The sequence below is a fragment of the Providencia sp. PROV109 genome, assembly GCF_033681625.1.
In the GTDB taxonomy this organism is placed as follows: domain Bacteria; phylum Pseudomonadota; class Gammaproteobacteria; order Enterobacterales; family Enterobacteriaceae; genus Providencia; species Providencia hangzhouensis.
Window position 1 is genome coordinate 2,430,141 of record NZ_CP096320.1, and the last position, 17,948, is coordinate 2,448,088.

Annotated in this window: 16 protein-coding genes and 2 pseudogenes; 12 read left to right on the forward strand and 6 right to left on the reverse strand. The window is 38.5% G+C overall.

Features of this window, described 5'->3' with window-relative positions:
• Positions 1-9 precede the first annotated feature (9 nt).
• From M1F25_RS11215 to M1F25_RS11235, 5 genes and pseudogenes are all read left to right on the forward strand, one after another.
• Positions 10-468, forward strand: a pseudogene (locus M1F25_RS11215) (mandelate racemase/muconate lactonizing enzyme family protein); the annotation flags it as partial.
• Positions 469-531: 63 nt separating this feature from the next.
• Positions 532-1,122 carry an MFS transporter gene (locus M1F25_RS11220; protein ID WP_232368674.1) on the forward strand — a complete coding sequence of 197 codons (591 nt, stop codon included), beginning with the start codon at positions 532-534 and terminating at the stop codon, positions 1,120-1,122.
• A 437-nt stretch (positions 1,123-1,559) separates the two neighbouring features.
• On the forward strand, positions 1,560-2,309 hold the full coding sequence (gene ydfG / locus M1F25_RS11225) for a bifunctional NADP-dependent 3-hydroxy acid dehydrogenase/3-hydroxypropionate dehydrogenase YdfG (RefSeq protein ID WP_094960554.1): 750 nt from the start codon (positions 1,560-1,562) through the stop codon (positions 2,307-2,309).
• An 82-nt stretch (positions 2,310-2,391) separates the two neighbouring features.
• On the forward strand, positions 2,392-2,763 hold the full coding sequence (locus M1F25_RS11230) for a DUF1283 family protein (protein ID WP_036957730.1): 372 nt from the start codon (positions 2,392-2,394) through the stop codon (positions 2,761-2,763).
• Between the two features lie 45 nt (positions 2,764-2,808).
• Entirely contained in the window at positions 2,809-3,042 is a 234-nt protein-coding gene (locus M1F25_RS11235) for a DUF1161 domain-containing protein (protein WP_036957728.1), read from the forward strand.
• Between the two features lie 72 nt (positions 3,043-3,114).
• Here the strand turns inward: M1F25_RS11235 and bioD are convergent, their stop codons facing one another.
• The 3 genes from bioD to M1F25_RS11250 all read right to left on the reverse strand — a co-directional run bounded on the left by bioD (position 3,115) and on the right by M1F25_RS11250 (position 6,146).
• Entirely contained in the window at positions 3,115-3,789 is a 675-nt protein-coding gene (bioD, locus tag M1F25_RS11240) for a dethiobiotin synthase (RefSeq protein ID WP_004254308.1), read from the reverse strand.
• A 142-nt stretch (positions 3,790-3,931) separates the two neighbouring features.
• Complete coding sequence (locus M1F25_RS11245) at positions 3,932-5,143, reverse strand: ROK family protein (RefSeq protein ID WP_181487886.1); 1,212 nt, start codon at positions 5,141-5,143, stop codon at positions 3,932-3,934.
• 91 nt (positions 5,144-5,234) lie between these two features.
• The gene (locus M1F25_RS11250; protein ID WP_036957727.1) at positions 5,235-6,146 is read right to left on the reverse strand and encodes a LysR family transcriptional regulator; all 912 of its coding nucleotides are present in this window, start codon (positions 6,144-6,146) and stop codon (positions 5,235-5,237) included.
• Positions 6,147-6,271: 125 nt separating this feature from the next.
• On the opposite strand from M1F25_RS11250, the gene M1F25_RS11255 reads away from it, so the two are divergent.
• The 3 genes from M1F25_RS11255 to tus all read left to right on the forward strand — a co-directional run bounded on the left by M1F25_RS11255 (position 6,272) and on the right by tus (position 9,263).
• On the forward strand, positions 6,272-7,543 hold the full coding sequence (locus M1F25_RS11255) for an MFS transporter (RefSeq protein WP_004254299.1): 1,272 nt from the start codon (positions 6,272-6,274) through the stop codon (positions 7,541-7,543).
• 84 nt (positions 7,544-7,627) lie between these two features.
• Positions 7,628-8,206 (forward strand): lytic polysaccharide monooxygenase, encoded by a 579-nt coding sequence (locus M1F25_RS11260; protein ID WP_228677007.1) that lies wholly within the window; start codon positions 7,628-7,630, stop codon positions 8,204-8,206.
• 142 nt (positions 8,207-8,348) lie between these two features.
• Positions 8,349-9,263: a DNA replication terminus site-binding protein gene (tus, locus tag M1F25_RS11265; RefSeq protein ID WP_181487888.1), complete on the forward strand. Its 915-nt coding sequence runs from the start codon at positions 8,349-8,351 to the stop codon at positions 9,261-9,263.
• A 60-nt stretch (positions 9,264-9,323) separates the two neighbouring features.
• On the opposite strand, the gene fumC is transcribed toward tus, so the two are convergent.
• Positions 9,324-10,721 carry a class II fumarate hydratase gene (fumC, locus tag M1F25_RS11270; protein ID WP_036957725.1) on the reverse strand — a complete coding sequence of 466 codons (1,398 nt, stop codon included), beginning with the start codon at positions 10,719-10,721 and terminating at the stop codon, positions 9,324-9,326.
• 179 nt (positions 10,722-10,900) lie between these two features.
• Here fumC and manA point away from each other — a divergent pair, with 179 nt between their 5' ends.
• From manA to add, 3 genes and pseudogenes are all read left to right on the forward strand, one after another.
• The gene (gene manA, locus M1F25_RS11275; protein WP_036957724.1) at positions 10,901-12,076 is read left to right on the forward strand and encodes a mannose-6-phosphate isomerase; all 1,176 of its coding nucleotides are present in this window, start codon (positions 10,901-10,903) and stop codon (positions 12,074-12,076) included.
• A 106-nt stretch (positions 12,077-12,182) separates the two neighbouring features.
• Positions 12,183-13,829: a YdgA family protein gene (locus M1F25_RS11280; protein ID WP_226617032.1), complete on the forward strand. Its 1,647-nt coding sequence runs from the start codon at positions 12,183-12,185 to the stop codon at positions 13,827-13,829.
• 212 nt (positions 13,830-14,041) lie between these two features.
• Positions 14,042-15,026: pseudogene (gene add / locus M1F25_RS11285) on the forward strand (adenosine deaminase).
• Positions 15,027-15,277: 251 nt separating this feature from the next.
• Here the strand turns inward: add and M1F25_RS11290 are convergent.
• A complete protein-coding gene (locus M1F25_RS11290) occupies positions 15,278-16,255 on the reverse strand; it encodes a bile acid:sodium symporter family protein (RefSeq protein ID WP_094960550.1) in 978 nt (325 codons plus the stop codon).
• Positions 16,256-16,315: 60 nt separating this feature from the next.
• Complete coding sequence (locus M1F25_RS11295) at positions 16,316-17,359, reverse strand: oxidoreductase (RefSeq protein ID WP_112307121.1); 1,044 nt, start codon at positions 17,357-17,359, stop codon at positions 16,316-16,318.
• A gap of 128 nt (positions 17,360-17,487) precedes the next feature.
• Here M1F25_RS11295 and M1F25_RS11300 point away from each other — a divergent pair, with 128 nt between their 5' ends.
• Positions 17,488-17,928, forward strand: a complete 441-nt coding sequence (locus tag M1F25_RS11300) for a DUF2569 domain-containing protein (protein WP_136135102.1) — start codon at positions 17,488-17,490, stop codon at positions 17,926-17,928.
• The last annotated feature ends 20 nt before the right edge of the window (positions 17,929-17,948 follow it).

Consider the following 17,948-nt stretch of genomic DNA (forward strand, 5'->3'; position numbering starts at 1 on the left):
GAAGAAGCTTTACGACCTGATGATATTGAAGACTTCAAAGTGCTGCGTAAAGAGAGCCCTGTAGCCATTGCAGGAGGTGAAGTGTTAACTCGCCGTCAAGCTTTCTTGCCATGGTTATCGCAAGGAGCATTTGATATTGTTCAGCCGGATGTGACTAAAGTCGGTGGAATTTCTGAGCAACGCCGAATCGCATGGCTAGCGGATGAGTTTGGCGTGAAATATGTCGGCCATGGCTGGAATACGGCAATGGGGCTTGCTGCTGACTTACAAATGGCAGCCGCTTTCCCACAAGTGGATTATGTCGAATTTATTGGTGGTAGCCAATATATTGATGGCATCGTTAAAACGCCTTTCAAGGTTGACGAACAAGGTTACCTTACAATACCAAATACACCAGGTCTGGGTATTGAGTTGGATATCGAGAAGCTCGCTAAATTCACGATAAATCCTGAACGTTTATTTAAGTAACTAAAGTTATTAGCCAGAAAGAAGCCTCTTTCTGGCATCCATTTATATAAAGGTCTGGTTACTATGAAATATAAAAATAAAGGTACAAAAGTCAGATTTTCGATAGCAATTTTAATGACACTCGCAATTGTTATTAATTATCTAGATAGAACGGTGATGTCAGCAGCAGCACCAACGATCTCAGCAGAGTTACAAATATCCCCAGAGATGATGGGGTGGATTATGTCTGCCTTTTTTCTTAGTTATGCTCTTTGCCAAATTCCTGCTGGTTTTATTGCAGACAAATATGGACAAAGAAGGACATTGGCAGGGTCTGTATTATGGTGGTCGCTAGCTACCGCAGCAACAGCATTAGCTAAAACCCCGTTAAGCTTTATTTCAACGCGTATTTTAATAGGAATGGGAGAGGCTGGAGCCTATCCGTGTAATAGTGGTATTGCAGCAAAATGGTTCCCGGATAGGGAACGCGGTAGGATCACTGCATTATTTGATAGTGGCTCAAAATTTGGTACTGCTTTTGCAATGCCATTAGTGGTGTGGATTATTGCTAAATGGGGCTGGGAAGCGGCATTTATTATTTGTGGAGCCCTAGGCGTTATTTGGGTATTTGCTTGGCTTAAGGTTTATCACGATCCTGAACAACATCCTAAATAAAGATTTTTATATGACCAAGCGGCAACAATTTTGTTAGCCGCTTTTATCTATTTTTGAGTCTAATAAGCCACGTTCCATATTAGTAGATAAGGAGACGCATTCAGAAATTGGATTGATATTACCAGTAAGTAAAGATGGAAAGGTTTTAGATGCCAAGGATACATTTGTGAAGATTAAGTTATTCAATTTTTAAAATAGGCTATCGGACCGATAGGGATGAAGATGTGTACTTGGAGTAAGCCATGTTATGGCATTATTGAGTCACTATATTCTATTTAACATAATATGCATTATGCGAATCAAAGTGTGAAATAAAGAAATCCAGTGTTTTGGCTGGTAATCGTGTTGGCTTGTTTAGGCTCTAAATTTGTGGTTCCCAATAGATAGCGTTAAAATGAAATCACGCTAACACGACAATAACAACTATGAGGTTTTCAATGATTATTTTAGTAACGGGTGCTTCTTCTGGTTTTGGTGAATCAATTGCCCGTCGATTTATCAAACATAATTACACTGTTATTGGTACAGGACGTAGAACAGAGCGTTTAGAAGCCCTCCATAAAGAGTTAGGTGATAAATTTTATCCGTTAACTTTAGATATCCAAGATAGAAAAGCAATCCATGATTCGATTGCAAATTTACCTGCACATCTCAAAAAAATCGATGTTTTAGTAAATAATGCAGGTTTAGCATTAGGTTTAGAACCTGCATTTGACGCCAATCCTGATGATTGGGACGTTATGATTAATACGAATACCAAAGGTTTAGTCAATATGACCTACGAAGTATTGCAAGGCATGGTTGCCAACAATCACGGTCATATTATTAATATTGGCTCTACGGCGGCGAGCTGGCCTTACAAAGGTGGCAATGTTTACGGTGCAACCAAGGCTTTTGTTAAACAGTTTTCACTTGGTTTACGTGCTGATTTACAGGGGAAAAAAATCCGAGTGACTGATATTGAACCAGGCCTAGTCGGTGGAACAGAATTTTCAAATATTCGCTTTAAAGGAGATGATGATAAAGCGGCTAGTACTTATCAAGGCGCTGACGCTCTAACCCCTGAAGATATCGCGGAAACGGTATACTGGGTTGCCACATTACCTGCACATATGAATGTAAATACATTAGAATTGATGCCTGTTTGCCAAACTTTTGCAGGTTTAACAGTACATAAACAGATTTAATTTTTAGTACTATTCTATACAGACGCACTGACACTTTTTTAGCTATACTCAGGTTATCTGTCCTGTTTAGTAAGGAATTTACATGAGTTCACACAAAATGTTGAAAACTGGCTTAACTGCGATTTGTTTATGTCTCCCTTTACTTTGGGCTACATCGTCTTCTGCGGCACAATCCACGACATCATGCACTGCAGGCAGTACTTGCGTTTCTGTGGGCAAAGGCGATGACTCTCTTAATAAAGAGCAAGCGCGTCAAGAAAAGGAACAATGGGATGATACCCGTATGTTGCGCAAAAAGGTTAATACTCGTACCGAAAAAGAGTTTGATAAAGTAGATCAGGCTTTTGATGCAAAAGATAAATGCGAAAAAAGCCTCAATCTAAATGCTTACTGGGAACCGAGCACTAAACGTTGCCTTGATGTAAGTAATGGCCGTCCAATTAATAATCCATAACCTTATAATAGGTTGTCTTATGGAGCTGTTGATCAAGGAGAGAAGATGAAAAAGAAATTGTTGTTACCCTTATTTGCACTGGTGCTAGTGCCAGTTTTTGCCCAAGCTTCATGTGAAAGTGTGATTGAGGAAATTAAACAAAAGATTATCAATAATGGCGTTCCTGCTGATAACTTTAGTTTGGTTGCAGTGCCTAATGATGAAGTTGACTCGTCTAAAGGCCAAGTTGTCGGGCACTGCCAAAATGATTCTTATAAAATCATTTATACTCGTCACTAGGTTACAATTTAGATAGAATCAAGGGCGCTATTTGATGATGGCGCCCTTTTTCTTTTATTGCTTATTAAGTAATTAGTTAGGAATAGCGATAAGTTCTTGCAGTTTATCTGTATTGAGGTAATGCCCTAACTCTTTTTCTTCAGGGCGCAATAAATATGGAATTTCTCCAATTAATGGAGCCTTAATATGATGTTGCAACCGGTCAATTATTTGGGCGTAGTGTGCCAACCCTGGGTTGATACGGTTTGCCATCCAACCTATTAATGGTAACCCATCGGCTCGAATTGCATCAGCGGTTAATAATGCATGATTAACACAGCCATGTTGAATACCGACGACTAAGATAACACCGACCGGCTGATCTTTTAACCAGTCCGCATAAAAAGTATTATCATCAAGTAGATAGCGCCATCCCCCATTACCTTCGATAACAACCATATCGCATTGATGATGTAAATGGTCTAACCCATGCTTTATTTTATTAAAATCAATGCTATTTTCATGACTGTAATTATCTGTGATACGCACAGGATTAACTTCATCATAGGAAACAAGGTCTTGAGAAACACTGTGGATTAGCAATGCATCTTTATTTCTGATTCCTTCAGGGGTATCAATGCATTGATCCGCAATAGGTTTATAGCCCACGGCTTTAATTCCTTGGCTATTTAGTGCTTGCAGGATGGCAAGCGTCGATACTGTCTTCCCGACATCTGTATCTGTCCCGGTAACAAATAGATTGATCATGGTCTTTTTCTATCCTGAAGTGACAGACTTATACAGCAATAAGCTGCAAAAATGATATGGATTCAGTTTATTGGAATGGGTAAGTGAGAAGTTTGCGTTAGCTCAATTTTGTGTACGATAGTATAAATATTATCGAATTGTTTTAGCCTTGTAATAGTTGTAGTAGTAGAGAACCATCATATAACGCTCTCTGTATTAATGACGTTTCACTATCCTTAACGGTAAATATGGATTTTTCTATTATTAAATTAGATGAATATAGAGGGATCGTATGTTTGTTTATATGATTATGTAAACATTCTAAAAATAACTCAGAATCTTGATTCAATGGGGAGTTTACCAAAATTAGCTCGCTCCCCAATAAATTCACCATCAATCCTAATGGTTTTGCCAACCGTTGAGCAACCTGATTAATAAGATAAACACAAAGGCTATCGTTTGATATTGCTCCAGAGCAAATGTTATCAATTGAGATATTTTTCTGATGTAAATGCGAATCAGGGTAGTTTATTAGCAAACTTTCAGCTAGGTGTAATATTGCAGGAATAGAAGTTTGGGTTTCCAAGCAACCATCGCTACCACAATAGCAAAAGTTATGGTTACAAGGTTCACATTGGGTATGGCCGAACAAAATAGGCCGATGGGTATTTGTATCTAATGTTGTTCCATGGCTTAGCACCATGACATTAACAACATCTTGTAGCTGTAAGTAAATAATATTTTTTTCTTTTCTTTTCTCTTGATGAGAGAAATGATCCATTAACGCTAAAGCATCCACAGGAGGGTGTAAATAAACTGGTAAACCGGTTTGCTTGGTAAGAGATTCCGCTATGGCCAGTTGGTGGATTTTAAAAGATGGATGCTGATAAATAACACCTGTATGAGGATCTAATATACCATCAATAAGAATGCTAATTGCAGTGACTCTTTCTAATATTTTTTGATTGCTAGCAAAAAATTGACTGATTAATTCAGTAAGCGAATCCATGAATTCACTATTGCCTAACGGTGTGAATGGATATTCTGTTTGAGCCAAGGTAACTGCGTTAATTTCTTTCAAGGAAATAATCAGTTTCTGGCCTTCAATACGGATCGCTAGAAATTGCCACCCTTCACTTTCAATTACCAGCCCTACAGCTGGACGCCCACGTAAACCAAGCACTGGAAACTCTAACTCTTTGATTAAGTGAGCATCCATAAGTTCACGTGTAATTTTAGTGATACTGGCAGGCGCAAGCTGAGCCTGTTTTGACAAGGCAATACGCGAAATTGGACCATGTTGATCAATGATACGATATACAATACCCGTATTTAACTGTTTGATTTGGTCAATGTGACCAGTTTGATTCACCATGGTAATAATTCAATTCCTTTATAAAGCAATGAGTTATTATGCCTTAATCTGTGTATGAATGATTTCGTTTACATTGAAAATGTGAACTAGCTCACTCTTGGTTGCCAACAATGTTGGCCATCAAAAGATTTGTTAATTTTTTGGCTACGGCAGGTAACGTTCTACGAGTATTGTAGACTAACCAAACTTCAGATGAAGCATTAATATTAGTGAGTTTTAAGTATTTTACACCATCAATTTTCATTCGTGTGAATGATTCTGTAATCACAGAAATTCCCATTCCCGCGGAAACTAATCCTAAAATGGTCATGGCTTCCCCCGCTTCTTGAGAAATGGTGGGTACCACTCCCGCAGATGTTAACAATTGATTTATTTCATCATATAGTGCGGTACCAACATCACGTTCAAAGAAAATGAATGGATAATCAGCAAGTTGTTGAATATCAACACCAACATCAATAAATTCTAATAATGGATGGCCTTCATAGACGGCAACCATAAATGGTTCTTTAAATAATAGTTGGTAATCCAATTGTTCTGGTAACACCGTATTTCTCATAATACCAATATCAATTCGCCCCGTAATTAATGGCGCTATCTGTTGTTTGGTATTCATCTGATGCATATGAATAGAAACTTCAGGGTAAGCTTCCCGATACTGCCGTAAACTCATGGTAACTTTGTGCATAAATGGCGTAGTTGACGTAAATCCAATAGATAACTCCCCAAGTTCGCCTTTTTCCATGCGAGCTGCTTTTGTCGCAGCCGCATCGACTTGAGCTAAAATTTGATATGCCTCTTTTAAGAACATTGCCCCCGCAGGCGTTAACGCAACGTTTCGATTATTCCTTTCTAACAATTTTGCATTAACTTTCTCTTCAAGCATTTGTATTTGCTGGCTTAAAGGGGGCTGTGAAATATGCAGACGTTCAGCTGCCTTGCCAAAATGAAGCTCTTCAGCGACAGCAATAAAGTATCGAAGATGTCTAAGTTCTATACTCATCTTTTGGTTAATACCCATTAATATGTTTAAAGTATTATTATTAATAATTAATATATTAGACAAAAAACTAGAAAGTTTCTATTCTTTGATCGAAATCAAACGTGTTGGTATGACAAGGAATAAACATGGAACACTCACAAAATAGCCTCACATCTGAGCGGCCTAATGAAGGAATAAGAACACCCTTGCAGGGAAATACCACACCCAAAAAACATTATATACAAAGAGATGATGCGCTGTACTTACGTGTAACCTTATCTTTTTTTACGGTGGGCTTTGCCACATTCGCTTTGCTATATTTTGTTCAGCCAATATTACCTATGCTGTCAGAGGATTTTAATATTTCCCCTGCAACTGCAAGCTTATCATTATCACTGAGTACTGGCTTGATGGCATTAGGTTTACTGATTACCGGGCCAATTTCAGATGCAATAGGTCGCAAAAATGTGATGGTTATTGCATTGGCTTGTGCTGCACTATTTACTCTGCTCAGTTCAGTCATGCAGAGTTGGCAAGGGATCTTAATTGCGAGGGCATTAGTCGGTTTATCGCTAAGTGGCGTTGCTGCTGTCGCTATGACTTATTTGAGTGAAGAGATCCATCCAAGTTATGTTGCGTTATCTATGGGGTTATATATTAGTGGTAATTCATTGGGTGGAATGAGCGGCCGTTTGGTGACGGGAGTGATTGCTGATTTTTATTCATGGCGTGTTGCCGTTGTGATTTTAGGTTCGTTAGCTTTGATCGCGGCTATTGGTTTTTGGCGCTTATTGCCCCCTTCTCAGCATTTCCGTGCGAGTTCTTTAAAACCTAAGAATCTATGGGTTAATTTGCATCTACACTTTAGAGACAAAGGCTTACCTTTTCTATTTATTGAAGGCTTTGTTTTGATGGGTGGTTTTGTCACAATGTACAACTACATTGGATATCGTTTACTTGAAGCGCCTTACTCTTTTTCTCAGTCTACTGTTGGCTTGTTATCCGTTATTTATTTAACAGGGACTTACAGTGCGACTAAAACGGGAAGTTTAATTCACAAGTATGGACTTGGACGAGTGCTCATAGCGTCTATTACTATGATGTTAGTTGGTATTTTAATCACACTATATTCAAATGTTTGGTTAGTGCTGCTAGGAATGACAATACTAACAACGGGCTTTTTTGCAGCGCACTCTGTAGCGAGTAGCTGGGTGGGACGCAGAGCTAAACGAGCACGTGGACAAGCGTCTTCTCTGTATTTATTTAGTTATTACGCTGGGTCAAGTATTGCAGGTACGGTTGGTGGCTTATTTTGGCAACACTTTGGCTGGAATGGCGTTGCGCTATTTATTGCTGGAATATTATTTATCGGCATAGTCATTGCTTACCGTTTGAAATCAATTTGTTATAACCAGTAGATTAGGAACTAATAAAGGTTAAACTACCATACCTTCTCGTGATTAGTAGATGATAAAAAAGTCTATTAATTACGAGGAAACCCAATGAAACCATTCTCTATAAAACCATTTTTAATTGCCCCATTACTTCTATGCTGTAGTTCTTTTGTTTGGTCCCATGGCTATGTCGAATCCCCTGAAAGTCGTTCATATTACTGCAAGCAAGGGGTAAATACCCACTGCGGAGCTGTGCAATATGAACCGCAATCTATTGAAGGCCAAAAAGGTTTTCCTCAATATGGCCCAGTTGATGGAAAAATTGCTAGCGCCGGTATTGCTGCTTTTTCTCCCTTAGACATACAAACTGCGAATCGATGGCAACGGGTTATCTTAAATTCACCTGATGTTAGGTTTAAATGGCGCATCACGGCAAAACATAAAACGACAAAATGGGAATATTTCATAACTAAGCCAGACTGGCAGCCAAACGCCTTGCTATCTCGTAATCAATTTACACTAACGCCATTTTGTAAATTTGAGCGTGTAGAATTTCCAGAAGAGACTGTTGAGCACAAGTGTGTATTGCCAAAAAATCAAAAAGGTTACCATGTCATTTTAGCCATTTGGACGATAGATGATACGCAAAATGCGTTTTATCAAGTTATTGATGCAGAAATAAATTAACGTCAAAGGAAAGCTTATATAAGAAAGGGGCAAGTGTTAAAATACCCCCACTTGCCCTTTTTGACTCTGATTTTCTTATAGATAAACACGAGAGTTTATGTTATTTATTGTTTATCACCCTCTTGAATGTTGTAACTAAATTATGAAAAAACAAGATTTAATTAATACGTTCAATGAATTGGAATCACAAATAAACCAATTTAGCCTGTTGTTATTGGAACAATCAAAACAAGTTCCATTTACAGCTCATGTCTTCCAGTTACCTTCAGTAATTAAAGGTGAAGAGAATAATGAGATAGAACAAATCTCAGTACAAACATTAGTTGGTCATGATGCGATACGTGAAACAGTAAAGTTAGTTAATTTATTGTTTTTACAAAACAAACCTGATGAGGTCAGCAACAAAGCCGCTATCCGTTTACCGGGTGTTATATGTATACAAACTAATGTGCAAACTTATCGTGACTTTAATTCCTTAATTTTAAAGGTCAATGCATTAAAAATTCGAATAAAAGAGATTGTTACGCAAGTTAACGAACCTCATCGATTCGAATTTATCCGTGATAGTTTACATGGTCTGCTTACATTGAATACCTACCGAACCCTCACCTCATTGATTGATGTCGATACGATAAATTTTGGCTGGGCGAATAAAAAAGTTATCAATAAAGTCACAAAAGAAGCAATGCTAGACAGCTTGCAAGCAAGTTTAGAAAGTGGCCGCTGCCCTCTTCATTTACCAAAAGAGCACTGGCGCTTACAATTGGAAAATGAAATTCGCTTAATTGACTCCCTACCTTACAATGCGGTTTTAAAAACTCAACGGCCAGTCAAAGTTCAGCCAATCGCTCGTGTGTGGGATAAAAAACAACAGAAACAAACCCAGTTTGCTTGTGCAACGCCTTTATTTGTTTTTGCGCTTGAAAAAACGGTGGCAGAAATTAAAGTCGGTAAACTTCCCGATTACCATGCCAATAACATTGCAATCCGTAATCGCCCCAAAGCAAAAACAGTTGAACTATTAATACCACGTTTAAATTTGTATATTGAACGCTAAAAAAAACACCCATCTGTCAAACAGTATGGGTGTTATATAAAGCCAGTTTAATAAGCTAGCTTAAGATTTCATGCTACCAACCATATCTTCTGGACGAACCCAATCATTGAACTGTTCTTCTGTTAAATAGTTTAATTTCAATGCGGATTCTTTCAGCGTCAGTCCTTCTTTATGCGCTTTTTTAGCAATTTCTGCGGCTTTATCGTACCCAATGTGAGTATTTAAAGCTGTCACTAACATTAGCGATTCATGAAGTAATTTTTCAATACGCTCACGATTTGGTTCAATTCCAATCGCACAATGCTCATTAAAGCTACGCATACCATCAGCTAATAAGCGAACAGACTGTAAGAAATTATCAATTAGCATTGGGCGGAATACATTCAGCTCAAAATTACCGGATGCCCCACCAATGTTAACAGCAACATCATTCCCCATAACTTGTGCACATAACATAGTCAGTGCTTCACACTGTGTAGGGTTTACTTTACCTGGCATGATTGAACTGCCTGGCTCATTTTCTGGGATAGATATTTCACCAATACCGCAGCGAGGACCAGATGCTAACCACCTAACATCATTGGCAATTTTCATTAAAGAGGCAGCTAAGCCCTTTAAAGCACCATGTGCATGTACAAGGCTATCGCAAGTTGCTAATGCTTCAAATTTATTAGGTGCCGTAACAAATGGTTGGCCAGTTAATTCTGCGATTTTTTTCGCAACACGTACCGCATATTCAGGATGCGTATTTAAACCAGTCCCTACTGCTGTACCACCTAGCGCTAATTCACACACATGAGGAACAGAATTTTCAATGTGTTTTTCATTATGCGCTAACATTGCAGCCCAACCTGAAATTTCTTGGCCTAGCGTCAACGGGGTTGCATCTTGCAAGTGAGTACGACCGATTTTTACAATATCTTTAAATTCTTTCGCTTTTGCATCTAATGTTTGATGCAAAATTTTCAGTTCAGGGAGAAGATGTTCGCGGATTGCGACGACCGCAGCAACGTGCATTGCCGTTGGGAAAACATCATTTGAACTTTGACTTTTATTCACATCATCATTAGGGTGAATAAGACGATCATTACCACGTTGACCACCGAGAATTTCGCTACCACGGTTAGCTAAAACCTCGTTCATGTTCATGTTACTTTGCGTACCAGAACCGGTTTGCCAAATAGCTAGAGGAAATTCCGTTGGATGTTTACCAGCTAAAACTTCGTCAGCAGCAGCAATGATTGCATCGCCGCGCTCTTTAGCTAATAATCCAAGATCCATATTAACACTAGCAGCGGCTTTTTTAGTGATAGCGAGTGCGTGAATTAACGCAACAGGCATTTTTTCTACAGATATACGGAAATGTTCTAAAGAACGCTGCGTTTGCGCGCCCCACAATTGGTCAGCAGGTACTTCAATTGGTCCCATTGAGTCTTTTTCAATGCGAGTGGCTGCCATTACTATCTCCTTAGGTACATACACAGAATAATTGATTTTAGAATCATCTGCTTGCAGGTAAGCAAATAACCGAGCAGTATAATGCCACAAATTGAATTTCATTTATGAGACTTGGTCGAGCTTATTGTATTGTAGTGAAAAGGAAATCAGTTGATTTTTATGAAAAAGAGAATTTTGCTATGCTTAAAATGATAAACAAAGTCCAAAACTATGACTGGGGCAGTAAAACGGCCCTGACTAAGTTATATGGGATTTCAAACCCTGATAGCTTACCTATGGCTGAACTTTGGATGGGTGCTCATCCAAAAGCAAGCTCCGAAGTTCTCGATGCGGAAAAAAATCAAAGTATTCCACTTAACGCCTTAATTGAAAGTGATCCTGAAGCCTACTTAGGTCAGCATGTCGCACAAACTTATCATCGTTTACCTTATTTATTTAAAGTGTTATGTGCTGCTCAACCGTTGTCTGTTCAAGTACATCCAAACAAAACTTATGCTGAAGTTGGTTTTGCTAAAGAAAATTCGGCTGGCATCCCACTAGATTCCCCAATACGCAATTATAAAGATGACAACCATAAGCCTGAATTAATCTTTGCGTTAACACCTTTTAAGGCAATGAACGCGTTTCGCCCACTGAATGAAATCGCGCAATTACTGGATTTTGTTTCAGCTGCACATCCTGATATCCAATTATTTGTTCAAGACCCAACAAAAGAAAAGTTATCTCGTTTATTTGCACAAATTCTTAATTTAACAGGTGAACAAAAAGATTTAGCACTTGGCGTATTGAAAGCCGCTTTAAACAGCCGACAAGGCGAGCCATGGAACTCAATAAAGCAAATGGTTAGCCTATATCCTGAAGATAATGGGCTATTTACCCCTCTTCTTCTTAACATCGTTGAATTAGAACCTGGTGAAGCGATGTTTTTATATGCCAGAACGCCACATGCATATCTAGAAGGTGTTGGGTTAGAGGTGATGGCAAACTCAGATAATGTACTGCGTGCTGGGTTAACAAATAAGCACATAGATATCCCAGAGCTGATTGCTAACATTGACTTTAAGCCTACGTTTGCAAAGGATTTATTAAGTATTCCCGAAAAATCTGGAAATATCTGGAAATATAATATTCCAGTAGAAGATTTTGCATTTAATATATATTCTATAACCCACTCGGAAGTTGCGCTATCTAACAATAGTGCCTCAATTTTGTTCTGTATTGAAGGCCAGTTAGTTTTACATTCAAGTAATGATGAAATATGCATTAATTCAGGTGAATCTGTTTTCTTGCCTGCTTATGAGAAAAGCATAACCATTAATGGCAGTGGCAAACTAGCCCGGGTATTTAACAAATAGTGTCATATTCTGTATTTAACCGTCTTCATTGTATGAAGACGATTATATAAAACTTTTATAAATTTATAAGTACGGCAATAACGTGCTGAAAGGATGGATGTTTATAATGAAAAAGTCATTAGTCGCGGTTGGTGTTATTGTTGCTCTGGGGGCAGTGTGGACTGGAGCTTCATGGTATACAGGTTCTAAAGTAAAAGATGAACTTGATAGAGTAATTCTCAAAACCAACGATTTTTTTGCTGTAAATGTGCCTGAGTCAGGTTTGAATTTTAAAGTAGAAAATTATGAAAAAGGTGTTTTTTCATCTAAAGCAGATATCGTAATCACCTCTGCGGATTCAGTATCACCAGAAGACTCAATTGTATTCAAAACGAATATTGACCACGGTCCATTCCCATTATCACAAGTCGCTAAGTTTAATTTATTACCAAAATTAGCAGCGACGCAAATTGAATTAGCTAACAACGCGACGACAAAAGAATTATTCGAAGCGACTCAAGGTAAACCATTTATTCATGGTTCTGCTGTCATTGGCTATAGCAAAAGTATTGATACCAATTTAGAGCTGATCCCTGTCGAGTATAAGAAAGATGACGTTTCATTATCTTTCAGTGGTTCTAAGTTTGATGTATCAACAACTTCTGATCTTGCTGCTGTTGATGCAACTTTAGTCACTGATAATTTAGTTATTGGTAAAAAAGATAACTCTGAATCTATGACATTAAAAGGCTTAAAATTAGTCTCTAATGTAACAAAATCACAATATGGCTTCTACACTGGAACCCAGTCATTTGTTATTGCTGATACAGATTTCAACATTCCTGAAACTAAATTTTCTTTTAAAGATTTCAAAATTTCAAGCGACACCTCTATTACTGGCGAAGATGTGAAAGGGAATATTTCTTATAGCATCTCTGACTTAAAGGCATTAGAGCAAAACTTAGGTTCTGGCGAACTGACTGTTGCTATTGAAAAATTAGATGCTAAAGCATTAGGTAAATTCGTTGAACAATATAATGAAGCATTAGCTCAAGGCTTAGCTAATGGTGACCCAACTGAAGCAACAGAGCGTTTAGCGATGGAAATGATGTCTACAACATTGCCAGAGCTAATGAAAAGCAAGCCTGTATTCACTGTTAGCCCCTTCTACTGGAAAAATGAAGCTGGCCAAAGTTCAGTTGACCTAAACATCACATTTAATAAATGGAACCAAGATGAAATTACTGCGTTAGCAATGTCTAACAAAGTTGATGAAGCTATCAAGCAACTCATTACTTCTTTTGATTTCAATTTAAAACTGAACAAGCCAATGATGATCGAATCAATGACTCAAGCAATGATTTTAGATCAAGGTGTTCCAGTTAATGCTGAAACTAAGAAAGAAATGAAAGGTATGGTTACTTCTGAATTTGAAGGTGTTCAGCAAATGCTGACTTCAGATATGTTCTCTTCTCCATTTGAAGAAATGTTTATGACAGATGAAGAACGTGCTGAAAAAGCTAAACAGAAAAAATCACCTTGGATGATTGATAGCGAAAATGATTTAACTATGACTATCAAATTTGCAGGTAATGACCTGACATTCAATAATGACAAATATACCTTAGCTGAGTTCCTCACTAAGATGAAAGTGATGTCTAACCCAGAAGATGCATTAGAATATGAAGCTGTACCTGCTCCAGATGCAGAACCAGCACCAGAAATGGAAGTTGAGCCTGAATTAGCACCACAAGATGCAGCGCCAGCTAACTAATTAATCTAATCGATACAATTTAGTCACAAAAGCCAGTTAATATGAAGTGAACCCATATAGCTGGCTTTTTTATTTGACACCCCACTCAAGTGTAATATATATCACAATTAAAATGTAATTATTTATCACGTTTCACATTTTTCGTGATTTGGAATTGCATTTGGAAAAATAAAAGCCAAAATGAGGATAGAAAATAGATAAAGGATCATTCCGTGATTAAAACACATTTACCTTTAACCGATTTACACCGCCACCTTGATGGCAATATCCGCCCAGAAACGATTCTTTCCTTAGCAGAACAGCATCACATTCAATTACCAGCGACAGAACTTGAAGCTTTGCGCCCTCACGTCCAAATTATAGGACAAGAAGCTGATTTAGTCGGTTTCTTAGCAAAACTCGATTGGGGAGTCGCTGTTTTAGCAGATTTAGAAGCATGCCGCCGTGTGGCACTTGAAAATGTCGAAGATGCTTTTAATGCTGGTATCGATTACGCAGAGCTACGCTTCTCTCCATACTATATGGCCATGAAACACCAGCTACCTGTAGAAGGTGTCGTTGAAGCTATTATTGATGGCGTGCGTGCTGGATGCCAACAATTCGACATTAAAATTAATTTAATTGGAATTTTGAGCCGTACTTTTGGCCAACAAGCCTGTACAACTGAATTACAAGGACTATTAGCTCATCGTCATCACTTATGTGCTTTAGATTTAGCTGGAGATGAACTAGGTTTCCCTGGAGAGTTATTTGAGTCACACTTTATCATTAAATATCACTGTTCATGCAGGTGAAGCGGCTGGAGCGAACAGTATTTGGCATGCTATCAATGTATTAGGTGCACAACGAATTGGCCATGGTGTAAAGGCAATAGAAGACCCTGCTTTAATTGAATATCTAGTAAAACATCAAATTGGTATGGAAAGCTGTTTAACATCAAATATTCAAACAAGCACTGTGCCATCCCTTGCTAAACACCCATTAAAAACCTTTTTGCAACAAGGTGTATTGGCTTCAATTAATACAGATGACCCAGCAGTTCAAGGTATTGAGTTACGCTATGAGTATGAAGTTGCAGCCCCGCAAGCAGGTTTAACTTCAGCAGAAATAGAACAAGCGCAACGTAATGGCCTAAGTATGGCATTTTTATCTGAAAGTGAGAAAAAAGCGCTCTTACATAAAGCCGCTACCCGTTAATTTAAATGTTATCAGGGTATTTATTATAACCCTGATAACTCTCTCAAACATTTCACATCTCTTTACACACCAATAGACCGTCATCATTTACCAATCACTCCCTCTCTAGTTAGCTTTTTTATACTTAACGTATAAACACTGTTGTTAATGTATCAATTATAAAGCCCTATTGTATGTTGTAACTAAATAAGTACCCTTATAAATAAACAGCAAAAAACATGAGGGGTTACTAATCCCCTCAATATTTGTGCTTATTTGGTCGATAATCGTTTAGCATAACGCTGTGCAAGTACAGCACTGACCATAAGTTGTATTTGATGGAAAATCATCAGTGGCAATAAGATGACCCCTACTGTCGCAGCAGGAAACAAGACGTTCGCCATTGGGACTCCGTTAGCTAGGCTCTTTTTCGAGCCACAAAACACGATAGTAATCTCATCTTCTTTGCTAAAACCTAGCAACCGTGCAGCCAATGTATTGAATACAATGATAATAAATAAAATAACGCAAGTGACAACCACAATCATAAAGAGTGAAAATGCGTCTATTTTCTGCCAAATCCCCTCGACAACCGCTTCACTAAATGCCACATAAACAACCAATAATATTGAAGACCGGTCAGTCATATTAACTAATTTTCTATTCCGGTTTATCCAATTGGCAATCAATGGTCGAGACAAGTGCCCCACAACAAATGGCAGCATCAATTGCATTAAAATAGACCCTATTGCATTGAGCGTATCCATGGCTTGGCTGCCATCAGCATCCATCAATAAACCAACTAAGATTGGTGAAAGAAAAACCCCAAGAATGCTTGACGCTGATGCACTACAAATAGCCGCGGCAATATTTCCCCCGGCCACCGAAGTGAAAGCAATTGCTGACTGTACGGTCGCAGGTAAAGCACACAGATATAAAAAGCCCATATATACGGTAGGTGACATCCATTTAGGTACAATCACCGCAAGCCCTAAGCCTACGATAGGAAATACAATAAATGTACTCGCAAAAACCAAGAGGTGGAGACGCCAATGCCCTATCCCTGCCATTATTGATTCACGAGATAACTTAGCCCCATGCATAAAGAACAATAATGCAATTGCAGCAGTAGTTAAATATTGAAACCCCGTTTTTATATCGCCTTCACAAGGAAAAAGGCTGGCTAGAATGACAACGCCAATCATGATAAGTAAAAATGGGTCGATTCTCAGTTTAGCTAGCAAATTCATTCGATTATCCATAATAAAAGCCAGTTATGTTAACTGGCCTTATAGTGTGCGTTAATGACGTTAAAATATTGCTTCGATTGTGCGTTTTTCTTTTGCCGAACGTATACCTGCTTCAATAAGCTTCATAATATCTATTGCTTCACTCGGTGTGACAGGGTTTGGTTTACCATGGCGAATCGCATCATATATCCCTTGATAATAACCACCATAATTACCGCGTTGGTTTGGCCACGATTGTGTTATAAGCTCATCACCTTGTGACAACGTCACGCTCCCCATATTGGTATCAACTCCCCAATCAGCCCCTTCTGGTCGTTGGCCAGCTTTTAAACAGTCTTCTTGGGGATCTAAACCATATTTAACATAACTACCATTCATTCCATGAATAACATATATCGGTGTTGGTGCAGCAGCTAATGTTGTTGCATGTAATACAACCTTCTTATCTGCATATTGCAAAACGGCATGAAAGTAATCCACTGCCTGTGCATTAGGGCGGATCATAGCAAGATCAACGCTGATCCCTAAAGGCCTACCAAAATACTGCAGGACTTGATCCAACAAGTGCGGCCCTAAGTCGTACCAAATACCTGCTCCAGGAATATCAGCTTCACGCCAACGTTGCCTAACTAGCGGACGATAACGGTCAAAATGTGATTCATAATATTTAATATCGCCTAGCTTACCTTCTTCTAATATTTTTTTAACTGTTAAAAAACCTGAATCCCATCGGCGGTTATGATAAACCGACAGTAATTTTCCTGCTTGATCCGCTTGTTGTTTCAATTGTTCTGCTTGTGAGACATCTAATGTAAATGGTTTATCGACAACGACGTGTTTCCCTGCTGCTAATGCCGCTTGAGCAAGAGGAAAGTGAGTATCATTAGGCGTAGGAATAACGACTAGTTCGATATCTTTATCAGCAAAAACAGCTTCCGGAGAGGCGGCAACATGAATATTTGGCCAATCTGCCTTAACCTTACTCGGGTCACTGCTAGAAATCGTTGTTAAATCATACCCTTCTAAAATACCAAGGAAGGGAGCATGAAATGTTTTACTGGCATAGCCATATCCGATGATCGCGACTTTAATTGGTTTAGACATTTAGACCTCATACAACGATAAACTCAGGTAGAGATAAAAAGTACCATCAGAAGGAATGAAATGGCAAATAAATCTATGATAGGATTGTAGATTGTCCAGCGAATTTGCCAAAATGGGTTTGATTAATTATGACTTCAGTTTATGACGCTAACCGCATCACTGGCTGGCTATTAGTTCCAGCGATCTATTTGTTATTAACCTTTTTAGCTGTTTGCAGTATGACTGTTATGTATTGCATTAAACTTTATGAGATTGTCACGACTGTTGATCATTGGACAAGTTTTATTCCTGCCGCTTGGTATCTGTCATTTGCCATCGCTGTTGGGATGACTATTTTCAGTATTCATGTACTGCAACTGATGTTTTCCCGCTCAAAGCATTTCCCCCGCCGTTTTATTATTTGGCTACTCATTTTGTTATTATTAGGTATAAAAACCTTCGCATTTTCACCTATTGACGATGAAACCGCTTTGCAGGTCTTAGCATGGCCTTTAATTGGCGCGGGTTTCTTTGTCCCTTATCTAAAACGCTCTCAACGTGTGAAAATGACTTTCACACAAGATCGATAAGCATCACATAAATTGCTTGA